The organism is Bradyrhizobium sp. ORS 111, from assembly GCF_045571485.1.
GTDB lineage: Bacteria > Pseudomonadota > Alphaproteobacteria > Rhizobiales > Xanthobacteraceae > Bradyrhizobium.
The window spans coordinates 5,735,255-5,751,267 of sequence record NZ_CP120701.1 but is presented as its reverse complement, the minus strand read 5'-3'; the positions used below and the strand labels follow the sequence as shown (position 1 = coordinate 5,751,267).

Annotated in this window: 13 protein-coding genes; 4 read left to right on the top strand and 9 right to left on the bottom strand. The window is 64.2% G+C overall.

Translation table 11 applies throughout. The features are described 5' to 3' along the window. Positions 1–1,415 precede the first annotated feature (1,415 nt). Positions 1,416–2,960 (top strand): porin, encoded by a 1,545-nt coding sequence (locus P6U30_RS26535; RefSeq protein WP_407165814.1) that lies wholly within the window; start codon positions 1,416–1,418, stop codon positions 2,958–2,960. A gap of 82 nt (positions 2,961–3,042) precedes the next feature. On the opposite strand, the gene P6U30_RS26530 is transcribed toward P6U30_RS26535, so the two are convergent. The 3 genes from P6U30_RS26530 to P6U30_RS26520 all read right to left on the bottom strand — a co-directional run bounded on the left by P6U30_RS26530 (position 3,043) and on the right by P6U30_RS26520 (position 5,650). After that, complete coding sequence (locus P6U30_RS26530; RefSeq protein WP_407165813.1) at positions 3,043–4,077, bottom strand: LLM class flavin-dependent oxidoreductase; 1,035 nt, start codon at positions 4,075–4,077, stop codon at positions 3,043–3,045. Between the two features lie 200 nt (positions 4,078–4,277). Further along, complete coding sequence (locus P6U30_RS26525; protein ID WP_407165812.1) at positions 4,278–5,036, bottom strand: SDR family NAD(P)-dependent oxidoreductase; 759 nt, start codon at positions 5,034–5,036, stop codon at positions 4,278–4,280. A 38-nt stretch (positions 5,037–5,074) separates the two neighbouring features. Further along, the gene (locus tag P6U30_RS26520) at positions 5,075–5,650 is read right to left on the bottom strand and encodes a TetR/AcrR family transcriptional regulator (RefSeq protein WP_407165811.1); all 576 of its coding nucleotides are present in this window, start codon (positions 5,648–5,650) and stop codon (positions 5,075–5,077) included. 98 nt (positions 5,651–5,748) lie between these two features. Here P6U30_RS26520 and P6U30_RS26515 point away from each other — a divergent pair, with 98 nt between their 5' ends. After that, on the top strand, positions 5,749–6,537 hold the full coding sequence (locus P6U30_RS26515; RefSeq protein WP_407165810.1) for a crotonase/enoyl-CoA hydratase family protein: 789 nt from the start codon (positions 5,749–5,751) through the stop codon (positions 6,535–6,537). 458 nt (positions 6,538–6,995) lie between these two features. Then, positions 6,996–7,781, top strand: coding sequence for a division plane positioning ATPase MipZ (locus P6U30_RS26510; protein WP_407165809.1), 786 nt, complete (start codon positions 6,996–6,998; stop codon positions 7,779–7,781). Between the two features lie 12 nt (positions 7,782–7,793). Here P6U30_RS26510 and P6U30_RS26505 read toward each other — a convergent pair whose 3' ends face one another. From P6U30_RS26505 to P6U30_RS26490, 4 genes are all read right to left on the bottom strand, one after another. Continuing rightward, complete coding sequence (locus P6U30_RS26505; protein WP_407165808.1) at positions 7,794–9,302, bottom strand: hypothetical protein; 1,509 nt, start codon at positions 9,300–9,302, stop codon at positions 7,794–7,796. Positions 9,303–9,368: 66 nt separating this feature from the next. Next, entirely contained in the window at positions 9,369–10,229 is an 861-nt protein-coding gene (locus P6U30_RS26500) for a sugar phosphate isomerase/epimerase family protein (protein WP_407165807.1), read from the bottom strand. A 3-nt stretch (positions 10,230–10,232) separates the two neighbouring features. Continuing rightward, positions 10,233–11,576 (bottom strand): MFS transporter, encoded by a 1,344-nt coding sequence (locus P6U30_RS26495; protein WP_407165806.1) that lies wholly within the window; start codon positions 11,574–11,576, stop codon positions 10,233–10,235. Positions 11,577–11,713: 137 nt separating this feature from the next. Continuing rightward, positions 11,714–12,586 carry a phytanoyl-CoA dioxygenase family protein gene (locus P6U30_RS26490; RefSeq protein ID WP_407165805.1) on the bottom strand — a complete coding sequence of 291 codons (873 nt, stop codon included), beginning with the start codon at positions 12,584–12,586 and terminating at the stop codon, positions 11,714–11,716. 98 nt (positions 12,587–12,684) lie between these two features. Between P6U30_RS26490 and P6U30_RS26485 the strand changes: the two genes are divergently transcribed. Beyond that, positions 12,685–13,695: a LacI family DNA-binding transcriptional regulator gene (locus tag P6U30_RS26485; protein ID WP_407165804.1), complete on the top strand. Its 1,011-nt coding sequence runs from the start codon at positions 12,685–12,687 to the stop codon at positions 13,693–13,695. A 243-nt stretch (positions 13,696–13,938) separates the two neighbouring features. Here P6U30_RS26485 and P6U30_RS26480 read toward each other — a convergent pair whose 3' ends face one another. Beyond that, positions 13,939–14,472: an NADH-quinone oxidoreductase subunit B family protein gene (locus tag P6U30_RS26480; protein WP_407165803.1), complete on the bottom strand. Its 534-nt coding sequence runs from the start codon at positions 14,470–14,472 to the stop codon at positions 13,939–13,941. Positions 14,473–14,484: 12 nt separating this feature from the next. Continuing rightward, the gene (locus P6U30_RS26475) at positions 14,485–15,996 is read right to left on the bottom strand and encodes an NADH-quinone oxidoreductase subunit C (RefSeq protein ID WP_407165802.1); all 1,512 of its coding nucleotides are present in this window, start codon (positions 15,994–15,996) and stop codon (positions 14,485–14,487) included. Between the last annotated feature and the right edge of the window lie 17 nt (positions 15,997–16,013).

Below are 16,013 nucleotides of genomic sequence, written 5' to 3'. Positions count from 1 at the left end.
GTTGTGCATCAATTGTGATGCAATGGAGGCAAAGCGTCGGCGTGATCGACAGCATCAACGTCGTCGTCGAAGCTATGTGATGCGCGACAATGTTCTTGCCGACTGAAAGCAGCGGCAAAGCCTGTAGGAGGACAGCTATCTCTTGGCGCGCCTTTCCTGCACGCACGTCGGCGCGTCAAATCGATGCAACCGGGAACTTGGCACGATCTGCCCTTGCCTCAAACACTGGTTGTGCTTTGGTGTTACGGCTACCTTGGCCGATTTTACTCCTCCCAAATCGACCGACAGGTGGTGCAAGCGGCCCCGGCGTCAATCGCAATCCCGTCGGGGCCGTCGCAGGGGGCGCTCACCGTCGCCGCTTGATCTCGCGAATAAAGCGCACGCCGCCTGGTACGGTTCGCAACGAACTTTTGCGCGATGCCTCAGGTATGAGGTTGAGATCGAATGGCGGCTAGAAGCGCCTGGCCTTTTGCGGTCAAGACCATGGGGACTTGAGTTTGATGCTCGTTCGCGGGCTCGACTTCGATCAAGTCCTCGCGGAATAAGCGCCACAATGCCTTGCTGCCGGCAGGACCGGTGATTGTCCAAACTGAGCCTGTGCTGGTCCGCATCACGCATCCACGTGCGGCCGCTTCGAGCCCCTTGAGTTGCGCTTTGCTGAGACGCGTGATCGTGCGCTCCATCTCTCTGCGACGGAATGGCTGGTCTCAGTGGATGGTTTCTTTCGCGTCGAAGGTGATCGCTTCGCATGCTCTCCGCAAGATGAGGGTTCCCAGCACATCCGGGCGGAGTGGCTCCGGATGGTGCGTCTTATCTGTTGGGCAGCGCCGACTTCAGCGGCTGCGATCCGGCCTATCGGCCGCTGCTGTGCACGGTTCCGTGCATGAGTCGGCGGTATTGTATGGCCGCTATGTCGCTCAGATATCGGCACTTTCTCTGGAAAGCCGAGCCCGAAGATCGGAATCAGCGCGGCTCGATCGGACGCAAGTTTGCGTGCGCTCCCTTGTATTATGTGTCCTGCGCGCCGTTCCCCAGGGTGCTGCCCAAGACTTGCGACGATCCATCCCGTCTCAGATATTATCTTTAAATATCAAAGACTTGCGTAATTGCCGCAGTTCAAAAGTCCGTGATATTTGTGCAACATCTGCCCGAAAACAGCCGCAACTGATCCGAAACCGAGCGGTCTTTTGTTGCGTGATCGGGGGGCTTCTGTCTCATATGGAACTACGACGGAGGGGGGCATCCCGAGGTCGTCCCGTTTTAGGTGGTTCGCTTAAGTCCCTCGCGTTCATGCGGGTGTGTCCGAAGGCGCGAAGCGACTGAGCGGGGATTAAGGGACAAGGGAACCAACCTGAGGGTGTTCTACCCGGCGGATCCGGAACCTTCCCTGAGATAGAGCAACTTGGAGGTTTAACATGAAGATGGTTAAGAGCCTTATCCTCGGCTCGGCGGCGGCTCTGGTCGCGGTCGGCGGAGCTCAGGCGGCTGACCTTCCCGTCAAGGCCAAGGCCATTGAATACGTGAAGGTCTGCTCCCTGTATGGTCCCGGGTTCTACTACATTCCGGGCACCGATACCTGTATCAAGCTGGGCGGCTACCTGCGCGGCGACGTCGTGATCAACACGAACTCGGACCACACCGGCAACACCTCGGGCGCTGGTGGTGCGAACAACCGTTTCACCAACGGCTATACCTGGCGCTCTCGTGAAGACCTGAACATCGATACGCGCACCGCGACCGAGTACGGCGTTGTCCGCACCTTCTTCGATGCGACCTTCTCCTGGACGACCGACAACTATGCTGGTCTCGGCAACGGCGCGACCGTTTACGCTCCGATCGGCACGTCGCCTGGAACGGGTAACGCCACTGGTGGCGGCGTCGCCGGCGGTGCGCTCGGCGTCTACTACGCCTTCATCCAGTTCGCCGGCTTCACCATCGGTAAGGCGGTCTCGCAGTTCTCGGCGCCGTGGACCAACTATCCGGGCAACAGCTACGACGGTCTCGTCGGCGGCGGCGGCACGGTCACTGGTGTGAACCAGTTCACTTACACTGCGCAGTTCGGCAACGGCGTGTCGCTGTCTCTGTCGGCTCAGGATCAGACCCAGTACTATCAGGCTGGTGTGCAGAATCTGGCCGTTCTGACGTCGCCCTACGGTGCGTCGGACTATGCCGGCACGGTTGCTCCTGATCTCGTCGCGATGCTGCGCGTCGATCAGGCTTGGGGTCTGTTCCAGGCGTCGTTTGCGGCGCATGACAACCATGCGGCCTACTACGGCGGCACCGAGTTGACCGGTCATCCGGACGACAAGTGGGGCTGGGCTGGTCAGTTGGCCTTGTCGATCAAGAACATCCCGACCGGACCTGGCGACACCATCAACTTGCAGGGCGTCTACACGGATGGTGCGACCCGCTACAACATCCAGGATCTGGCCGGTTCGGCTGGTGCCAACACCATCTTCGGCGGCACGGGTATCCCTGGTGCCTACCAGAGCATCGGCTTCGGCGTTGCGCCGGACACCGTGTTCGTCACCGGTGGGCAGCAGCAGACGATCAAGACCTGGGGCGTCCGCGGCGCGTATGTCCACAACTGGAGCCCGAACTGGAACACCAGCATCTACGGTGCCTGGGCTCAGGTTAACTACAACAGCACGGCCAAGGGCTACATCTGCGGCCCGGCCGGCAACGGTGTGGGTGGCACGTTCGGCGTTCTGTTCGGCACCGCAGGTCTGACCTCCTGCAACCCCGACTACAACATTGCGCAGCTCGGTACGCAGACCCAGTGGACCCCGGTGAAGAACCTGACCTTCTCGGCCGACTTCACCTACACCCATCTGGATCAGAACTATGCCGGTACCATCGCTTTCCCCGGCACTGCGTCGATCGGCAAGCCGGCTGCCGTGTACGAGCTGAAGGACCAGAACACCTACATGCTTCTGCTCCGCGCTCAGCGTAACTGGTAATACCGGTTGATCTGATCAGGATCTAACAGAGCCCCCGGTGGAAACGCCGGGGGTTTTGCTTTTGAGTGCTGACGATAGTGAGTCACGACGCCAGCATGTCGCGGACCATCGGCACCACCTTGCGTCCATAGAGCTCGATGCTCTTCATCAGCTTCTCGTGCGGCAGCGGGCCTGCCGAATATTTCAACTGGAAGCGCGCCAGCCCGAGGGCCTTCACCGTTGCCGCGATCTTGCGGGCAACTGTTTCCGGTGAGCCGACATAGAGCGATCCATGATCGGCCTCCGCCACGAACTCGTCGCGCCCCATCGGTGGCCAGCCGCGCTCCTTGCCGATCCGGTCGCGCATGATCTTGTAGTCGGGCCACAGCTCTTCCCTGGCTTGGGCGTCGGTCTCGGCGACGTAACCCGGCGAGTGCACGCCGATCGGCTTCGGCTCGCGTCCGAATTGCCTGTAGGCGCGTTGGTGCAACTCGACATAGGGCGCGAAGCGCTTTGGATCGCCGCCGATGATGGCAAGCATCAGCGGCAGGTCGTAGTGCGCCGCGCGCACCACCGATTCGGGGCTGCCGCCGACACCGATCCAGGTTTTCAGCCGGCCGTGCTCGACCGGCGGATAAACCGATTGATTGTTGAGCGGCGGGCGCAGCTTGCCCTGCCAGGTCACCGGCTCTTGCTTCAGGAGTTCGGTGAACAGATCGAGCTTCTCCTCGAACAACTCGTTGTATTGCCGGAGGTCGAAGCCGAACAGCGGAAACGACTCGGTGAAGGAGCCGCGGCCGAGAATCACCTCGGCGCGGCCGTTCGAGACGGCGTCGACCGTGGCAAAGCGCTGGAACACCCGGATCGGGTCGTCCGAACTCAACACGGTCACCGCTGAGCCGAGCCGGATATTCCTGGTGCGCGCGGCAATCGCCGCCAACACGGTTTCGGGCGAGGAGATTGCGAAGTCGGCCCGGTGATGCTCGCCGAGCCCGATGAAGTCGATCCCGAGTTCATCAGCGAGGATAGCTTCGTCGACGACGTTGCGGATCACCTGGGCGTGCGGCAGCGGCTCTCCGGCAGCGTCCTTGGTGACGTCGCCGAACGTATCGAGCCCAAATTCGAGGGAGGTGGTCATCTGTCAATCCAGTTGTCGGGGCAGCGGACGTTCGCCACGCACCGCCCATCCGCACGAGTCGGGAGGCCGGCCTGCGGCAAGCTGTCCGCAAGTCCGCGCCATGGCGGCTTCGGTTGGGATGGCGAGCAATTAATGGCTGTTTGCAGCCGGACAAGGCTGTGCCGAGAAACGCTGGGTTTCCGTCGGAGGGCAGGGCGCTGTCAGAACGACTCCGCCCATGGTCGCAGATCGAGCTCCAGCGTCCAGGCGCTGCGATGCTGGTGATGCAGCACCCAATAGGCATCCGCGATGGCCGCGATGTTGAGTAGCCCGTCTGGTCCGCGATCATCTTTCAACTGCGGCCGCACGCTCAGCAGGCGATCACCCTCGATGCCGCCATCGATCACGACGTGACCGACATGGATGCCCTGCGGCCCGAACTCGCGCGCCACGCTCTGTGCCAGCGCGCGGAGTGCGGCCTTGGCTGCGGCGAAGGGCGCGTAGTTGGCCTTGCCGCGCAGCGAGCCGCTGGCACCGGTAAACACCAGCGTGCCGCCGCCGCGCTTCAACAAAGCCGGGACTACGGCCTGCGCCAACTGAAAGCCGCCGAGCGCATGCTCGCGCCAGTGTTCTTCGAAGCGCTGCTCGCTGACCTTCAGGAACGGCGCCGGCCGGTTGGACCCTGCGTTGTGAACGGCCATGGCGAGCGGGGCGAGCTGCTCGGCCACCTCGACGAAGCGCGCAACGTCCGCCGCGCTGGACGCATCGCCGACGACATGGGCGACCTCTGCGCCGGTCGCGGCGAGCTCGGCTGCGGTCGCCGCCAACTTGTCGGCATTGCGGCCCGCGATCGCAACTGGATAACCGCCGGCGGCAAAGCGTCGCGCAATCGCAGCGCCGAGCCCGTTTGACGCACCGACGCCTGCGATGAGAACGCTGCCCTGCACCGCCGTGGACCCAGGGATGGATCGATCGTTCATTGCTCACTCCATCGACACCGCCCGCGTCGCGGGCCAATTCATTCGTCCGATGCCATGGCGATGATTGCGTCGCGCACCGTGCGCAGTACGGCATCGGAGCGCTTCTGATCCGTGACAACCCGCGAGATCGCGAGCGCACCGACCATCGCACTGACGGCCATCATCGCGCGGGTATCGTCGTCGTCGCCGAATGCCTCGGCGACCCCGGCGATGAACGCCTCGATATGCGGCTCCATCACCGCGCGGCACGCTTCGTCCGCGCGGCCGACGTCCGAAATCAATGCGGCGATCGCGCAGCCGGACTTGCGGGCGTCGCGATGTGTGCGGCTGAGATAGCTACGGGCCATCGAACTCAAGCTGACCTGCTTGTCGGGATCGCGCGAGGCGCGGGCCGCGGCCTCACCGGCGGCCAATGCCTGTTCCAGGGCGGCGGCGATCAACTCGGAGCGGGACGCGAAGTGTCCGTAAAAGCCGCCATGCGTGAGATTCACTTTCTGCATCAGGCTGCCGATGCTCACGGCGTCCAGTCCCTTGTCACGGATCTGCGTCGCGGCCTCGTGCAGTATCCGCTCGCGGCTCCTGGCCTTGTCGGCCTGGGAATGCCCCATCGTCATCCTCGGCAATTTGACTCTGCATTGGGATTATGACCATCATATATCTAGATGACAAGCATCATGCAGAATTGGACGGGTCACAAGGATGGGAGGAGCCGATGTCCGGCAGCGCAAGCGAAGGGCGGGTCCGTTACGAACGGCACGACCGCATCCTGAAGGTCGTCATCGATAATCCCGCGAAGAAGAATGCGTTCAGCCCGGAGATGATGGCGGAGCTGTCGGATGCGCTCACGCTGCTCGATCACGACGACAGTCTCTGGGTCGGCGTGCTCTGCGCAGCCGGAGACAATTTCACGGCCGGCCTCGACATGCCGAAATTCTTCGGTCCAACCGCAACACGCAAGCCGTTGCCGGAAGGCAATGTCGATCCGTTCGGGCTCTCGAAGCGATGCCGGAAGCCGATCGTCACCGCGGTGCAGGGTATCGTGTTCACGGTCGGCATCGAGATGATGCTGGCGGGCGACATCGTTGTCGCCGCCGATGACAGCCGCTTCTGCCAGATGGAGGCAAAGCGCGGGATCGCGCCGCTCGCGGGCGCGCATTTCCGATACATTAGCCGTGCAGGGTGGGGTGATGCGATGTATCACCTGCTGCTGTGCGACGAGTTCTCGGCTGCCGAAGCACATCGGATCGGCCTGGTGCAGGAAGTCGTACCGGCGGGGCAGCAGGTCGAGCGCGCGATGGTGCTCGCAGAGATCATCGCGCGGAACGCACCGCTCGGGATCCAGGTGACGAAGGAAGCGGGCCGCAAATTCATCGAGGCCGGCGAGCAGGCCGCGATCGCGATCATTCCGCAGATCCGCGAGCGCGTGCTCAACACCGCCGATGCGGCCGAGGGCATCAGGTCGTTCGTCGAGCGCCGCGCCGCAACCTTCCAGGGTCGCTGAAGCGAGATGACATTAGGTTGAGCTGGAGCGGCGACGGTTCACCTCTCCCTTGGGAGAGGTCGGCGCGCAGCGCCGGGTGAGGGATTACGGTCTCCCGTTAGCGCCGCGGCCCCTCACCCGATTTGCTTCCGCAAATCGACCTCTCCCCGTTGGGGAGAGGTGAACCGAACGCGTGGCTAAAACCGATCCGAACTGAATTCATCACGCTTTAGCCGCGTTCACGATACGTGCCTGCAAAGTCTGGTTGTGGCAATCATGTCGCAACCACTGCGTTTCGATCATGACGGCGCAGCGACGACTCTTGTCGGGATTCGTCGAATCAGGGAGATTCGACTCCAATACTTGAATTCTACTGCATCCTGCTTTGGCTCAAGCGTCCGGTCTGGAATCGCATGACAAACGCACGTGTAATTGTCGTAGGAAACAACAAGGGTGGCTCGGGCAAATCGACAATTGCCATGCATGTCGCCATCGCGCTGATCAAGGCGGGTCAGCGTGTCGCAACCATCGATCTCGACAACAAGCAGAAATCGCTGACGCACTACATCGATAACAGGCGCGACTGGGCGCGAGAAACCTCGCTTGAGCTCGGCGTTCCCACGCATATGTGCTTCGAGACGGTGAACGGAAGGACCAGCGAGGTCGAGACGCTCGGGCGCAGCGCGCTTGGCGAAATCGTCGAGCGGCTCAGCCGGTCGCATGATTTCGTCGTCGTCGATTGTCCCGGGTACGATACCTACCTGACCTCGTTCATGCATTCCCTGGCGAACACGCTGATTACGCCGCTGAACGACAGCTTCCTCGATTTCGATGTGCTCGGCACGATCGACCCCAACGACTTCAAGGTGACCGGCATCAGCCATTATTCGAAGATGGTGGAGGAGGCGCGGCGCGAGCGCGGTGCGCATGATCAGCCGGCATTCGAATGGGTGGTGCTGCGCAATCGCCTGTCCATGCTCGGCTCGCGCAACAAGCGCCTGGTCGGCGACGCCTTGGGCGAGCTATCGAAGACGTTGACCTTCCGTCTCGTCGATGGCTTGGCCGAGCGGGTGATCTTTCGCGAATTCTATCCGCGCGGGCTGACCGCGCTCGACGACATCAGCCAGCTCGCGCCCGGCGCGCGTCCGACGATGTCGCATGTCACCGCGCGGCTCGAGATGGAGCGGCTGATGACGGCGATCATGCTCGGCCATCTCATTGCGCGTCCGCCGGAGACCTCCGACGCCGACCGCAGCGCTGCGTGAGGCATCCGGTCACTACGGACAGTTCGCATTGCCAGCCTTGGCCACGATCAGGAATGTGATCGTGGCCGGCGCAAACTTGATCGTTCCTGCCGTGGTCGCTTCGCCGGCGAGCGGCGGGAGCTGGTCCGCGGCATCCAGCGTCAGCGCCGTTCGATTGAGCCGAACCGAGCCGGCAGCAAGATTGTCGCTTGCCAGCGTGTAGCGCTGTGCGGCGGCCCGCAGCACCAGCTCGCTCGGCTTGTTGCGGTCGCTGTTGATGACGAGCAGGGCAACGCCGCCCGGCGTGTCGCGCGCGCAATGGGCGTAGACATGGAAGCCCGCGCGCGTCGCGTTGCCGGGATCGAGCGCGGTTGTGCCCATCAAGCGTCGCCACAGCAGCGCGGCCCAATAGTTCGGCCGCGGCAAACGGGTCTGCTCGTCGAGCAGCCCATAATCGCTTGCGGCGAGCGTGTTGTGGATCACGACCCGAACGCCGGCCTTCGCGAGCCGCCCGAGTTGATCGAGATAGCGGAACGTATCGGCGAAGGTGGCGGCCCAGCGGTTGCCGCCGCATGCCGTCTCTCCGGTCTCGGTCAACCAGATCGGCTTGCCCGCTGCGAAGCGATCGCGCAGCGCCTTGTAGCGGGCGAGCGTCTTGTCCGTTCTTGCCAGCCATTCCTCTGACAATGCCGCCTCGGGCGTGCGATCGCCGCCGCATCGCGCTGAGATCGCACCATAATAATGATACGAAATCGCATCGACGTGTGGTGCCACCGCCTTGAAAAGCGACGCGGCGTCCGCACCGGTGCCGGACGTGCCCGGACCAAGGATCGCCACATCAGGCGCGGTGCGCTTCATGAAGGCGCGGAACGTGGCAAAGTCCCGGCGGTAGGCCGCAATATCGTAGCCGCGGGGCGCGCCGCCGATCGCCGGGAGATCGGGCTCATTCATGAATTCACTCGCGGCGAGATGTCCACCGACGGATTGCGTGAAAGCGAGCAGGTGCCGGGCCTGCTCCGAGGTCCAATGCCCGCCGGCGTCGCGCGTGCCGGCGCTGATCGCAAATGATGTGACGATCGGCGCGTCGACGGCGTCGGAGAAGTCAATGACGTCGCGCCACTGCTGGCGTGTAAGAACGCCCTTGAAGCCTGCGGGCGGCGCGGATGGTGGGCTGTCCGTATCTGCAAAGAACGTGCTGTTGGCCCAGGTCCCGCTGACACGGAGATAGGCGGGAGCCAGCGCCGCAGCGAGCCTGCGCAGCCTGCCATCGTGAAGATCGATCGGAGCGCGCGCCGCGAACCTGTCATCCCTCGCGGCGGCGGCTTGGGCGTTGGATGCATAGGGCTTCCAGAACCGTCCGCCGGTTACCTCGACCATCTCGATGTTGTAGGACTGGAAGCGCGGGTCGATGGTCGCTACCTGCCGCATGGTCGCGACATTCAGTGTCGGCTCCGCCGCGCGCGCCCGCGTGCAGGGGAAGATCGCCGCGATGGCAGCGATCGTGCACGCGAAGCGTCGAAGCGATTGGGTTCGGCCGTGCACGCGCAAGGGTCCTCGCGGCGTCCTGAACTTCGGTTCGTGTCAGGATGCCGCCGAGGTGAGACGGAATCAACGCGCGGATTGGTCTTGCGGCTCGTCTGCGATGCGATCCCAGAGTGCGCGGATCATGTCCTTCATAACCAGCGCGTCCTGCCAGCGGTCGGACAGTTCCCGGCCGTCCGGTCCCGTGATGGCGTAGGGTGGAGGACCGAGCTCGCAGAGAAAGGTCAGTGTCGCATCGGGGCCGGCGCGTTTCCGCCAGGAGCGGATGGCGTAGTCCCACCAGCCCGTGAACAGGGAGACCCAGCCCTGATGTTGCGGAAAGCCGAGCGAGATCTGCACCTGCTCGCGGCTTGCGATGCGGCCGTGGATGCCCCAGGCGTTGTCGAGGATGCGACGGATCAGCGCGTGGTTGACGTCGTCGACCGGCCAGGCGAATTCACGGCCGACCAGATAGTGCGAGAGATCAGCGGTCAGCCGCAGGTCGGGAAAGCAGTCGAGCAGATCGAGCGTGAAGAGCAGATCGGTCGTCATACGGTCGCGGTGGGTTTCGACATGCACCGCAACGGCCGCTTGCTCGGCAAGCCGCCGCCAGCCTTCGAGCAGCGGAATGCAATCGGAAAGCCGTCGCGGGCGAACGTCCGCTTGCAGGTTGATGTGGTCGGCGCCGAGCTGCGCCACCAGCTCGAGCACCGGCTTCAGGTCGTCGACTGCCTTCGGATAGCACTGCGCCTGCCAGATCATGCCATGCGCGCGAAGGAAGCCGGTGACTTCACGAGCGAAGGCTGGATCAATGAAGCGCACGCCTACGCCGTCGAAGCCGGCATCGCGGATCATCGCGAGCTGGGTCTCGAGCGGCCACTCCGGCTCATCGGCCAGCCGCCGCTCCATCGCCCAGAGCGACTGCAGGACACGAAGCTGCTGCGCCACGGCTCAGGCCCGGGCCGGGATAGCCGCGGGCAATTCCTCGCGCGCGGTCTCGTCGGCCGAGATGCTTTCCTGATAGGTCTCGGGCCCGATCCAGATCGCGACCACCGTGCAGGCGGACAGGAACATGGCGTAGCAGGCGACCGGCCACCAGGTGCCGTAGGCCGCCACCAATGCAGTGGCGACGAACGGCGCCGGACCGCCCGACAGCAGCGAGCCCAGTTCACGTGCGAAGGCGAAGCCGGCGAAGCGGCGCTGCGGCGGGAACAGCTCGGCGAAATAGGCGGCCTGCGGTCCGAACATTGCGGCGGTCACGACGGCGCGTGCCAGGATGAAAGCAAGCGCAATCATGATCCAGCTCTTGGTGCCGACCATCCAGAAGAACGGGAAGGCCAGCGCCACGCCGGCCACTGCGCCGAACATGTAGACCGGCCGCCGACCAATCCGGTCGGATAATGCGGCGAAGCCGAGGATTGCGAACAGCTCGACCGTGAAGGCGAGCATCAGCGCGCTGAGCGCTTCCGATTTCGGCACGCCCAGGGTGGTGATCACGTAGCTTAGGCCGAACACCGGAAAGAAATAGCCGAGCCCGTTCTCGGCCATTCGCGCGCCGAGCACGACGAGGAAGTTGCGCGGATGACGCCGCAGCGCCTCCATCGCCGGATTGCTCTCGACCTTGCCGCGTTCGACCACGGCTTCGGTATAGACCGGCGTCTCGGTCACGCGCATGCGGACGAAGATGCCGACGACGATCAGCAGGAAGCTTGCCAGGAAGGGCAGGCGCCAGCCCCAGCTCATCAGGTCTTCGCGCGGCAGCATCGTCACCAGCGCGAACGCGCCGGCGGCGAGCAGGTTGCCGACGGAGACGCCGAGCGGCGCAAAGCCGCCCCAGAAGCCGCGGTGTCTCGGCGGAGCGTTCTCGACCAGATAGATCACCGCCCCGCCATATTCGGCGCCGGCGCCGAGGCCCTGGATGACGCGCATCGCCACCAGCAAGAGCGGCGCCCAGATCCCGACCTGCGCGTAGGTCGGCAGAAAGCCGATCGCGGTGGTGCCGATGCCGATCATCAGCAGCGTTGCGACCAGCACCGGCTTGCGGCCGTAGCGATCGCCGAGGATGCCGAACAGAAGGCCGCCGAGCGGCCGCACCACGAAACCGACGCCGAAGGTGAGGAACGACAGCAACGTGCCGACGATGGGATCACTCTTCGGAAAGAACAGCTCGCCGAACACCAGCGCAGCGGCGGTGCCGTAGAGAAAGAAGTCGTACCATTCGAGCGCGGAGCCGACGCTTGCGGCCAGAATCACACGCAGGCGCGATTTGCTGGCGCCATCTGCCATCTTGGTCATTGGTTTCCCCGTTCTGTGTGTTCTTATGATCGTTTTGTTTGAGCATGATCTCTTCGGAAAACCGGTATCCACTTTTCCGGATCATGCTCGAGAAAGCAGCGATGCCCGCGGCGTTGCCGCGGGCATCGTCATCGGTCTTAGGCGGCGCGGGTGAAGTAGGATTTCTTCGACGCCGATTGAGTCTCGTAGATCGATCCCTGCCGCTTCGCGGGCGGCAGCGGCATGCGCACCGGTACATCGGTGAGCCGCGGTGAGACCACCGCAGGGCCGGCGAGCAGCCGGCTGTTGAACTCGTCGAAGTCCTTCACCCCCATCAGCGGCCAGGCGTCGCTGGCGGCCACTTCGTAGAGCAACAAGTTGCGCGGCTTGCTCGAGGTGTTGGTCGCCGAGCCGTGCAGCGCGCGCACATGATGGAACGACATGCTGCCGGCCTTGCCCATGCAGGGCACCGCGCGCTTGATGTCGTCCTGGATCAGATCGGGATCGATCAGGCCGGCGAAGCAACCGTCATCGCCATGATGGTCCCACACGGTGCTGCCGGTGTGCGATCCCGGCGTCACCAGCATCGGGCCGTTCTCGAGATCGCAATCGTCGAGCAGCACGCCGATCGCGAGGATGTCGTCATTGGTGTGCGGATAGAACGCCCAGTCCTGGTGCCACTCGACCGGCGAGCCGTATTGCGCCGACTTCATGTTGAGCTTGGAGCCGTGCAGGCGGAGCCCGGGGCCGATTAGCTTGGTGAGGATCGAGATCACGGCCGGGCTGCGGACGATCTCGTCGAAGATCGGATGCACCTTGTGCGGCGCCTTGATGCGGCGGACGCGGGGAGTTTCTCGAGTATGACCCGGCTCGAGGTCGTAGACGTCGGTGTGCTCGGTGACGTCAGCGGCGCCGGCGACCAGGTCTGCGAGCACCGCGCGCACCCGCCCGAGGGTCTCCTGGTCGAGCACCTCGGGGACCACGATCACCCCGTCGCGCTTGTAGGCCTGAACCAGTTCATCCGAAATCATGCCGTTCTCCCTTTCTTTGCGCTATGTTAGCGCTAACATATGGTCATGTTAGCGCTAACATGATGGCTTGGCAACCCGGAATCGGGCAGGGTCGAGCCATGAGCCCCGAACAGACGGATCCCGAGGTCGCTCCGGCCGATGCCGCGCCCACGCTTTCGGCCGTGGCCAAGCGCGCCGGCGTCTCCTCGATCACGGTGAGCCGCGTGGTGCGGATGCCCGATCTGGTCGCTCCCGAGACCCGCGCGCGGGTCGAGCAGGCGATGCGCGAACTCGGCTATGTCCCGAACCTGGTCGCGGGCGCGCTGGCGAGCGCGCGAACCAATTCGATCGGCGTGCTGGTGCCGACGATCGCCAACTCGATCTTCGCCGACACGGTGCAGGGATTATCCGACAAGCTCGAGCCGCTCGGCTTTTCGGTCATCCTGGCGCAGTCGCGCTATGACGCGGCGCGCGAGGACCGCATGCTCGCAGCGCTGCTGTCGCGACGGCCGGAAGCGATCATCATGGTCGGTTCGCCGGCGACGGAGGAAGGCAGCCGCCTGCTGCGCAACGCGCGCATTCCGATTGTCGAGACCTGGGATTTGCCGGCAACACCGATCGATGCAGTCGCGGGCTTCGACAATTACAAGGCCGGCGTGGCCGTCGCGAAACATCTGGTTGGGCAAGGACGCAAGCAGCTCGCATTTATCGGCGGCGACGATCCGCGCGCGACGCGGCGCTGGCTCGGCTTCAAGGACGAGATCCTGGCGAGCGGCTTAGCCGAGCCGCGACGGCTGATCCTCGATCGCAACGCCTCCGGCAGCGTCGCAGCGCATGCCCGCCTGCCTGATGTCGATGCGGTGTTCGCCGCCAACGATGCGCACGCGATCGGCTTCATGGCGGGCTTGCGCAAGGCTGGCCTGTCGCGCGACGGCTCAGCGTCGGAGCAGCCGGTTGCCGTCATCGGTCTCGGCGATCTCGAAATGGGCCGGCTGATCTCGCCGGCGCTGAGCACGATCAGCGTGCATGGCGATGCGATCGGCCGCACCGCAGCAACGCTGACGCTGGAGCGCGGCGGCGAGCGCCGCGTCGACCTCGGCTTCGAGCTGGTGCTGCGCGACAGCGGCTAGAGCGGGATGAGTTTGGGTGGAATCGACTCGCCGCGGCTTCGGTCGACCTCTCCCCGTCGGGGAGAGGTCGGATTGCATCGTCAGATGCAATCCGGGTGAGGGCCCTTGCGCTCTCGATAGACCATAACCCCTCACCCGATTTGCTGCGCAAATCGACCTCTCCCAAGGGAGAGGTGACCTCCAATGCTGTTTCAGGTCAACCTAGTCGGGGTGCTGCGTGAGTGCAGGCCGCCGCTTCTCTTCTCACCGTGCCGCGATGTCAGAGTCCACTTCGACCAGCAAGGCAAGAAGGCCGCGCAGAATGGCCAGCGGGGGTGGAGGACAGCCCGGAATGTGGAGATCGACCGGCACGACCGCGGAGACCCCTCCAACCACCGCATAGCTGCCGGCAAAGCATCCGCCGTCTCTGGCGCAATCGCCTGCCGCGACAACCCATTTGGGGTTGGGGGTTGCATTGTAGGTGCGCTCAAGCGCTTCGCGCATGTTCTTTGTGACGGGACCGGTGACGAGCAGGACGTCGGCATGACGCGGCGAGGCGACGAAGCGGATTCCGAACCGTTCGACGTCGTAATATGCATTGTTCAGGGCGTGAATTTCCAGCTCGCATCCGTTGCATGAGCCTGCGTCAACCTCTCGGATCGAGAGGCTGCGGCCGAGCCGGCGTCTTGCGGTTTGGCCGACCAGGCCTGCGAGCTCTGCGAGCGCGGCGTCGTCAGGACGCGGTGCCTGTTCGGTCAATGGCTGGCGAAGCAGGCTCTGAAACAGAAGTTTGCGCATGCTGCGTCGTCCTTAGAGATCCTGCCCGGCATAGGAACAGTTGAACGATTTGTTGCAGAGGGGAAAGTCCGCCACGATGTTGCCTTCGATGGCGGCCTCCAGCAGCGGCCATTGAAACCATGACGGATCGCGCAGATGGCATCGCTCGATCCGCTCACCGCTCAAGCGCAGCCATGCCAGGATGTCGCCCCGAAAACCCTCGACCATCGCCATGCCTTCGGAAGGCTCGGATGCGGCTTGCAGCGGCACCCTGACCGGACCGGCTTCAAGCCCAGCCATGATTTGATCCAGAAGCGACAGGCTTTGCTCGACCTCGCGGATTCGAATCCAGACGCGGGCGTTGACGTCGCCGTCGTCGAGGACAGGGACCTCGAAGCGCAGCATCTCGTAGGGGTGATAGCCGGGCGTGCGGCGGGCATCAAAATTGCGGCCGCTGGCGCGCCCGACATAACCACCGGCCGCGAATTGCCGGGCGAGCGCAGGATTGAGGCTACCGGCGCCGACGGTGCGGTCCTGGAGCGAGGCGGTGTTGTCGTAGAGATCGACCAGCGCCGGGAAGTGCCGGCGGATCTCGCCGAGCGCTGTGCGGATCGCCGCCGGTCCGTCGCCCGCGATGTCGCGCGCCAGGCCGCCCGGGACGACAATATCCCGCATCAGGCGGTGGCCGAACGCAGCGTCGGCGGCGCGCAGCACGCGCTCACGCAGCACGCCACAATGCGCGTGCATCAGCGCAAACGACGCATCATTGCAAATCGCGCCGATGTCGCCGAGATGATTGGCGAGGCGCTCGAGCTCGGCCATCAGCGCGCGCAGCCATAGCGCACGGCGGGGCACGACGATCTGCAACGCCGCTTCGACGGCTTGGGAGAATGCCAGTGCGTAGGCGACCGTGCTGTCGCCGGATACCCGGCCGGCGAGGCGCGCGGCCTGCTCGACGGTGCTCGCCGCCATCAGTCCTTCGACGCCCTTGTGCGTGTAGCCGAGCCGCTGCTCCAGGCGGACCACCGTCTCTCCGCTTGCGGTGAAGCGGAAATGCCCGGGCTCGATGACACCGGCATGTACCGGGCCGACCGCAACCTGATGCAGGCCATCACCCTCGGCCGGAAGGAACGGATAGGGCGAACCCTCCGGCGATGCATCGAGGCGTTCGCCCAGCGGGGCGCGCTTGTGCCAGCGGCCGTGATCGAGCCAGGGGCGGGTATCTGGCGTTCCCACGGCCTCCAGTCCGAACAGGTCGTGGATGGTGCGTTCCAATCGAAGCGCCGGACGGTGATAGATGGCGACCGAGGGATAACGGCGATCTGGACAATCCAGGCTGATCACGCCGATGTCGGACGCGCTGTCGTCGAGAACGGCCATATTCACGCGTGACGGTTCGCCCCATAGGCCGAGCAGACTCAGAGTGCCCTCTGCAAGAGCGCCGGCGGCGGAGAGCCAGGCCTCGTCGTCGACGGCCGCGCGCGGCCATGGATGGTGCCGTTCAACCTTGCGGCCTGCCTGGATCAGATCGATCAACGCCGGCATATCCCGTTCTCCCTCGC

What these genes read in the sequence shown, in the direction of transcription:
- P6U30_RS26535 (WP_407165814.1), top strand. Translation starts at nt 1,416, where the DNA reads ATGAAGATGGTTAAGAGCCTTATCCTCGGCTCGGCGGCGGCTCTGGTC.
- P6U30_RS26530 (WP_407165813.1), bottom strand. Translation starts at nt 4,077, where the DNA reads ATGACCACCTCCCTCGAATTTGGGCTCGATACGTTCGGCGACGTCACC.
- P6U30_RS26525 (WP_407165812.1), bottom strand. Translation starts at nt 5,036, where the DNA reads ATGAACGATCGATCCATCCCTGGGTCCACGGCGGTGCAGGGCAGCGTT.
- P6U30_RS26520 (WP_407165811.1), bottom strand. Translation starts at nt 5,650, where the DNA reads ATGACGATGGGGCATTCCCAGGCCGACAAGGCCAGGAGCCGCGAGCGG.
- P6U30_RS26515 (WP_407165810.1), top strand. Translation starts at nt 5,749, where the DNA reads ATGTCCGGCAGCGCAAGCGAAGGGCGGGTCCGTTACGAACGGCACGAC.
- P6U30_RS26510 (WP_407165809.1), top strand. Translation starts at nt 6,996, where the DNA reads ATGCATGTCGCCATCGCGCTGATCAAGGCGGGTCAGCGTGTCGCAACC.
- P6U30_RS26495 (WP_407165806.1), bottom strand. Translation starts at nt 11,576, where the DNA reads ATGACCAAGATGGCAGATGGCGCCAGCAAATCGCGCCTGCGTGTGATT.
- P6U30_RS26490 (WP_407165805.1), bottom strand. Translation starts at nt 12,586, where the DNA reads ATGATTTCGGATGAACTGGTTCAGGCCTACAAGCGCGACGGGGTGATC.
- P6U30_RS26485 (WP_407165804.1), top strand. Translation starts at nt 12,685, where the DNA reads ATGAGCCCCGAACAGACGGATCCCGAGGTCGCTCCGGCCGATGCCGCG.
- P6U30_RS26480 (WP_407165803.1), bottom strand. Translation starts at nt 14,472, where the DNA reads ATGCGCAAACTTCTGTTTCAGAGCCTGCTTCGCCAGCCATTGACCGAA.
- P6U30_RS26475 (WP_407165802.1), bottom strand. Translation starts at nt 15,996, where the DNA reads ATGCCGGCGTTGATCGATCTGATCCAGGCAGGCCGCAAGGTTGAACGG.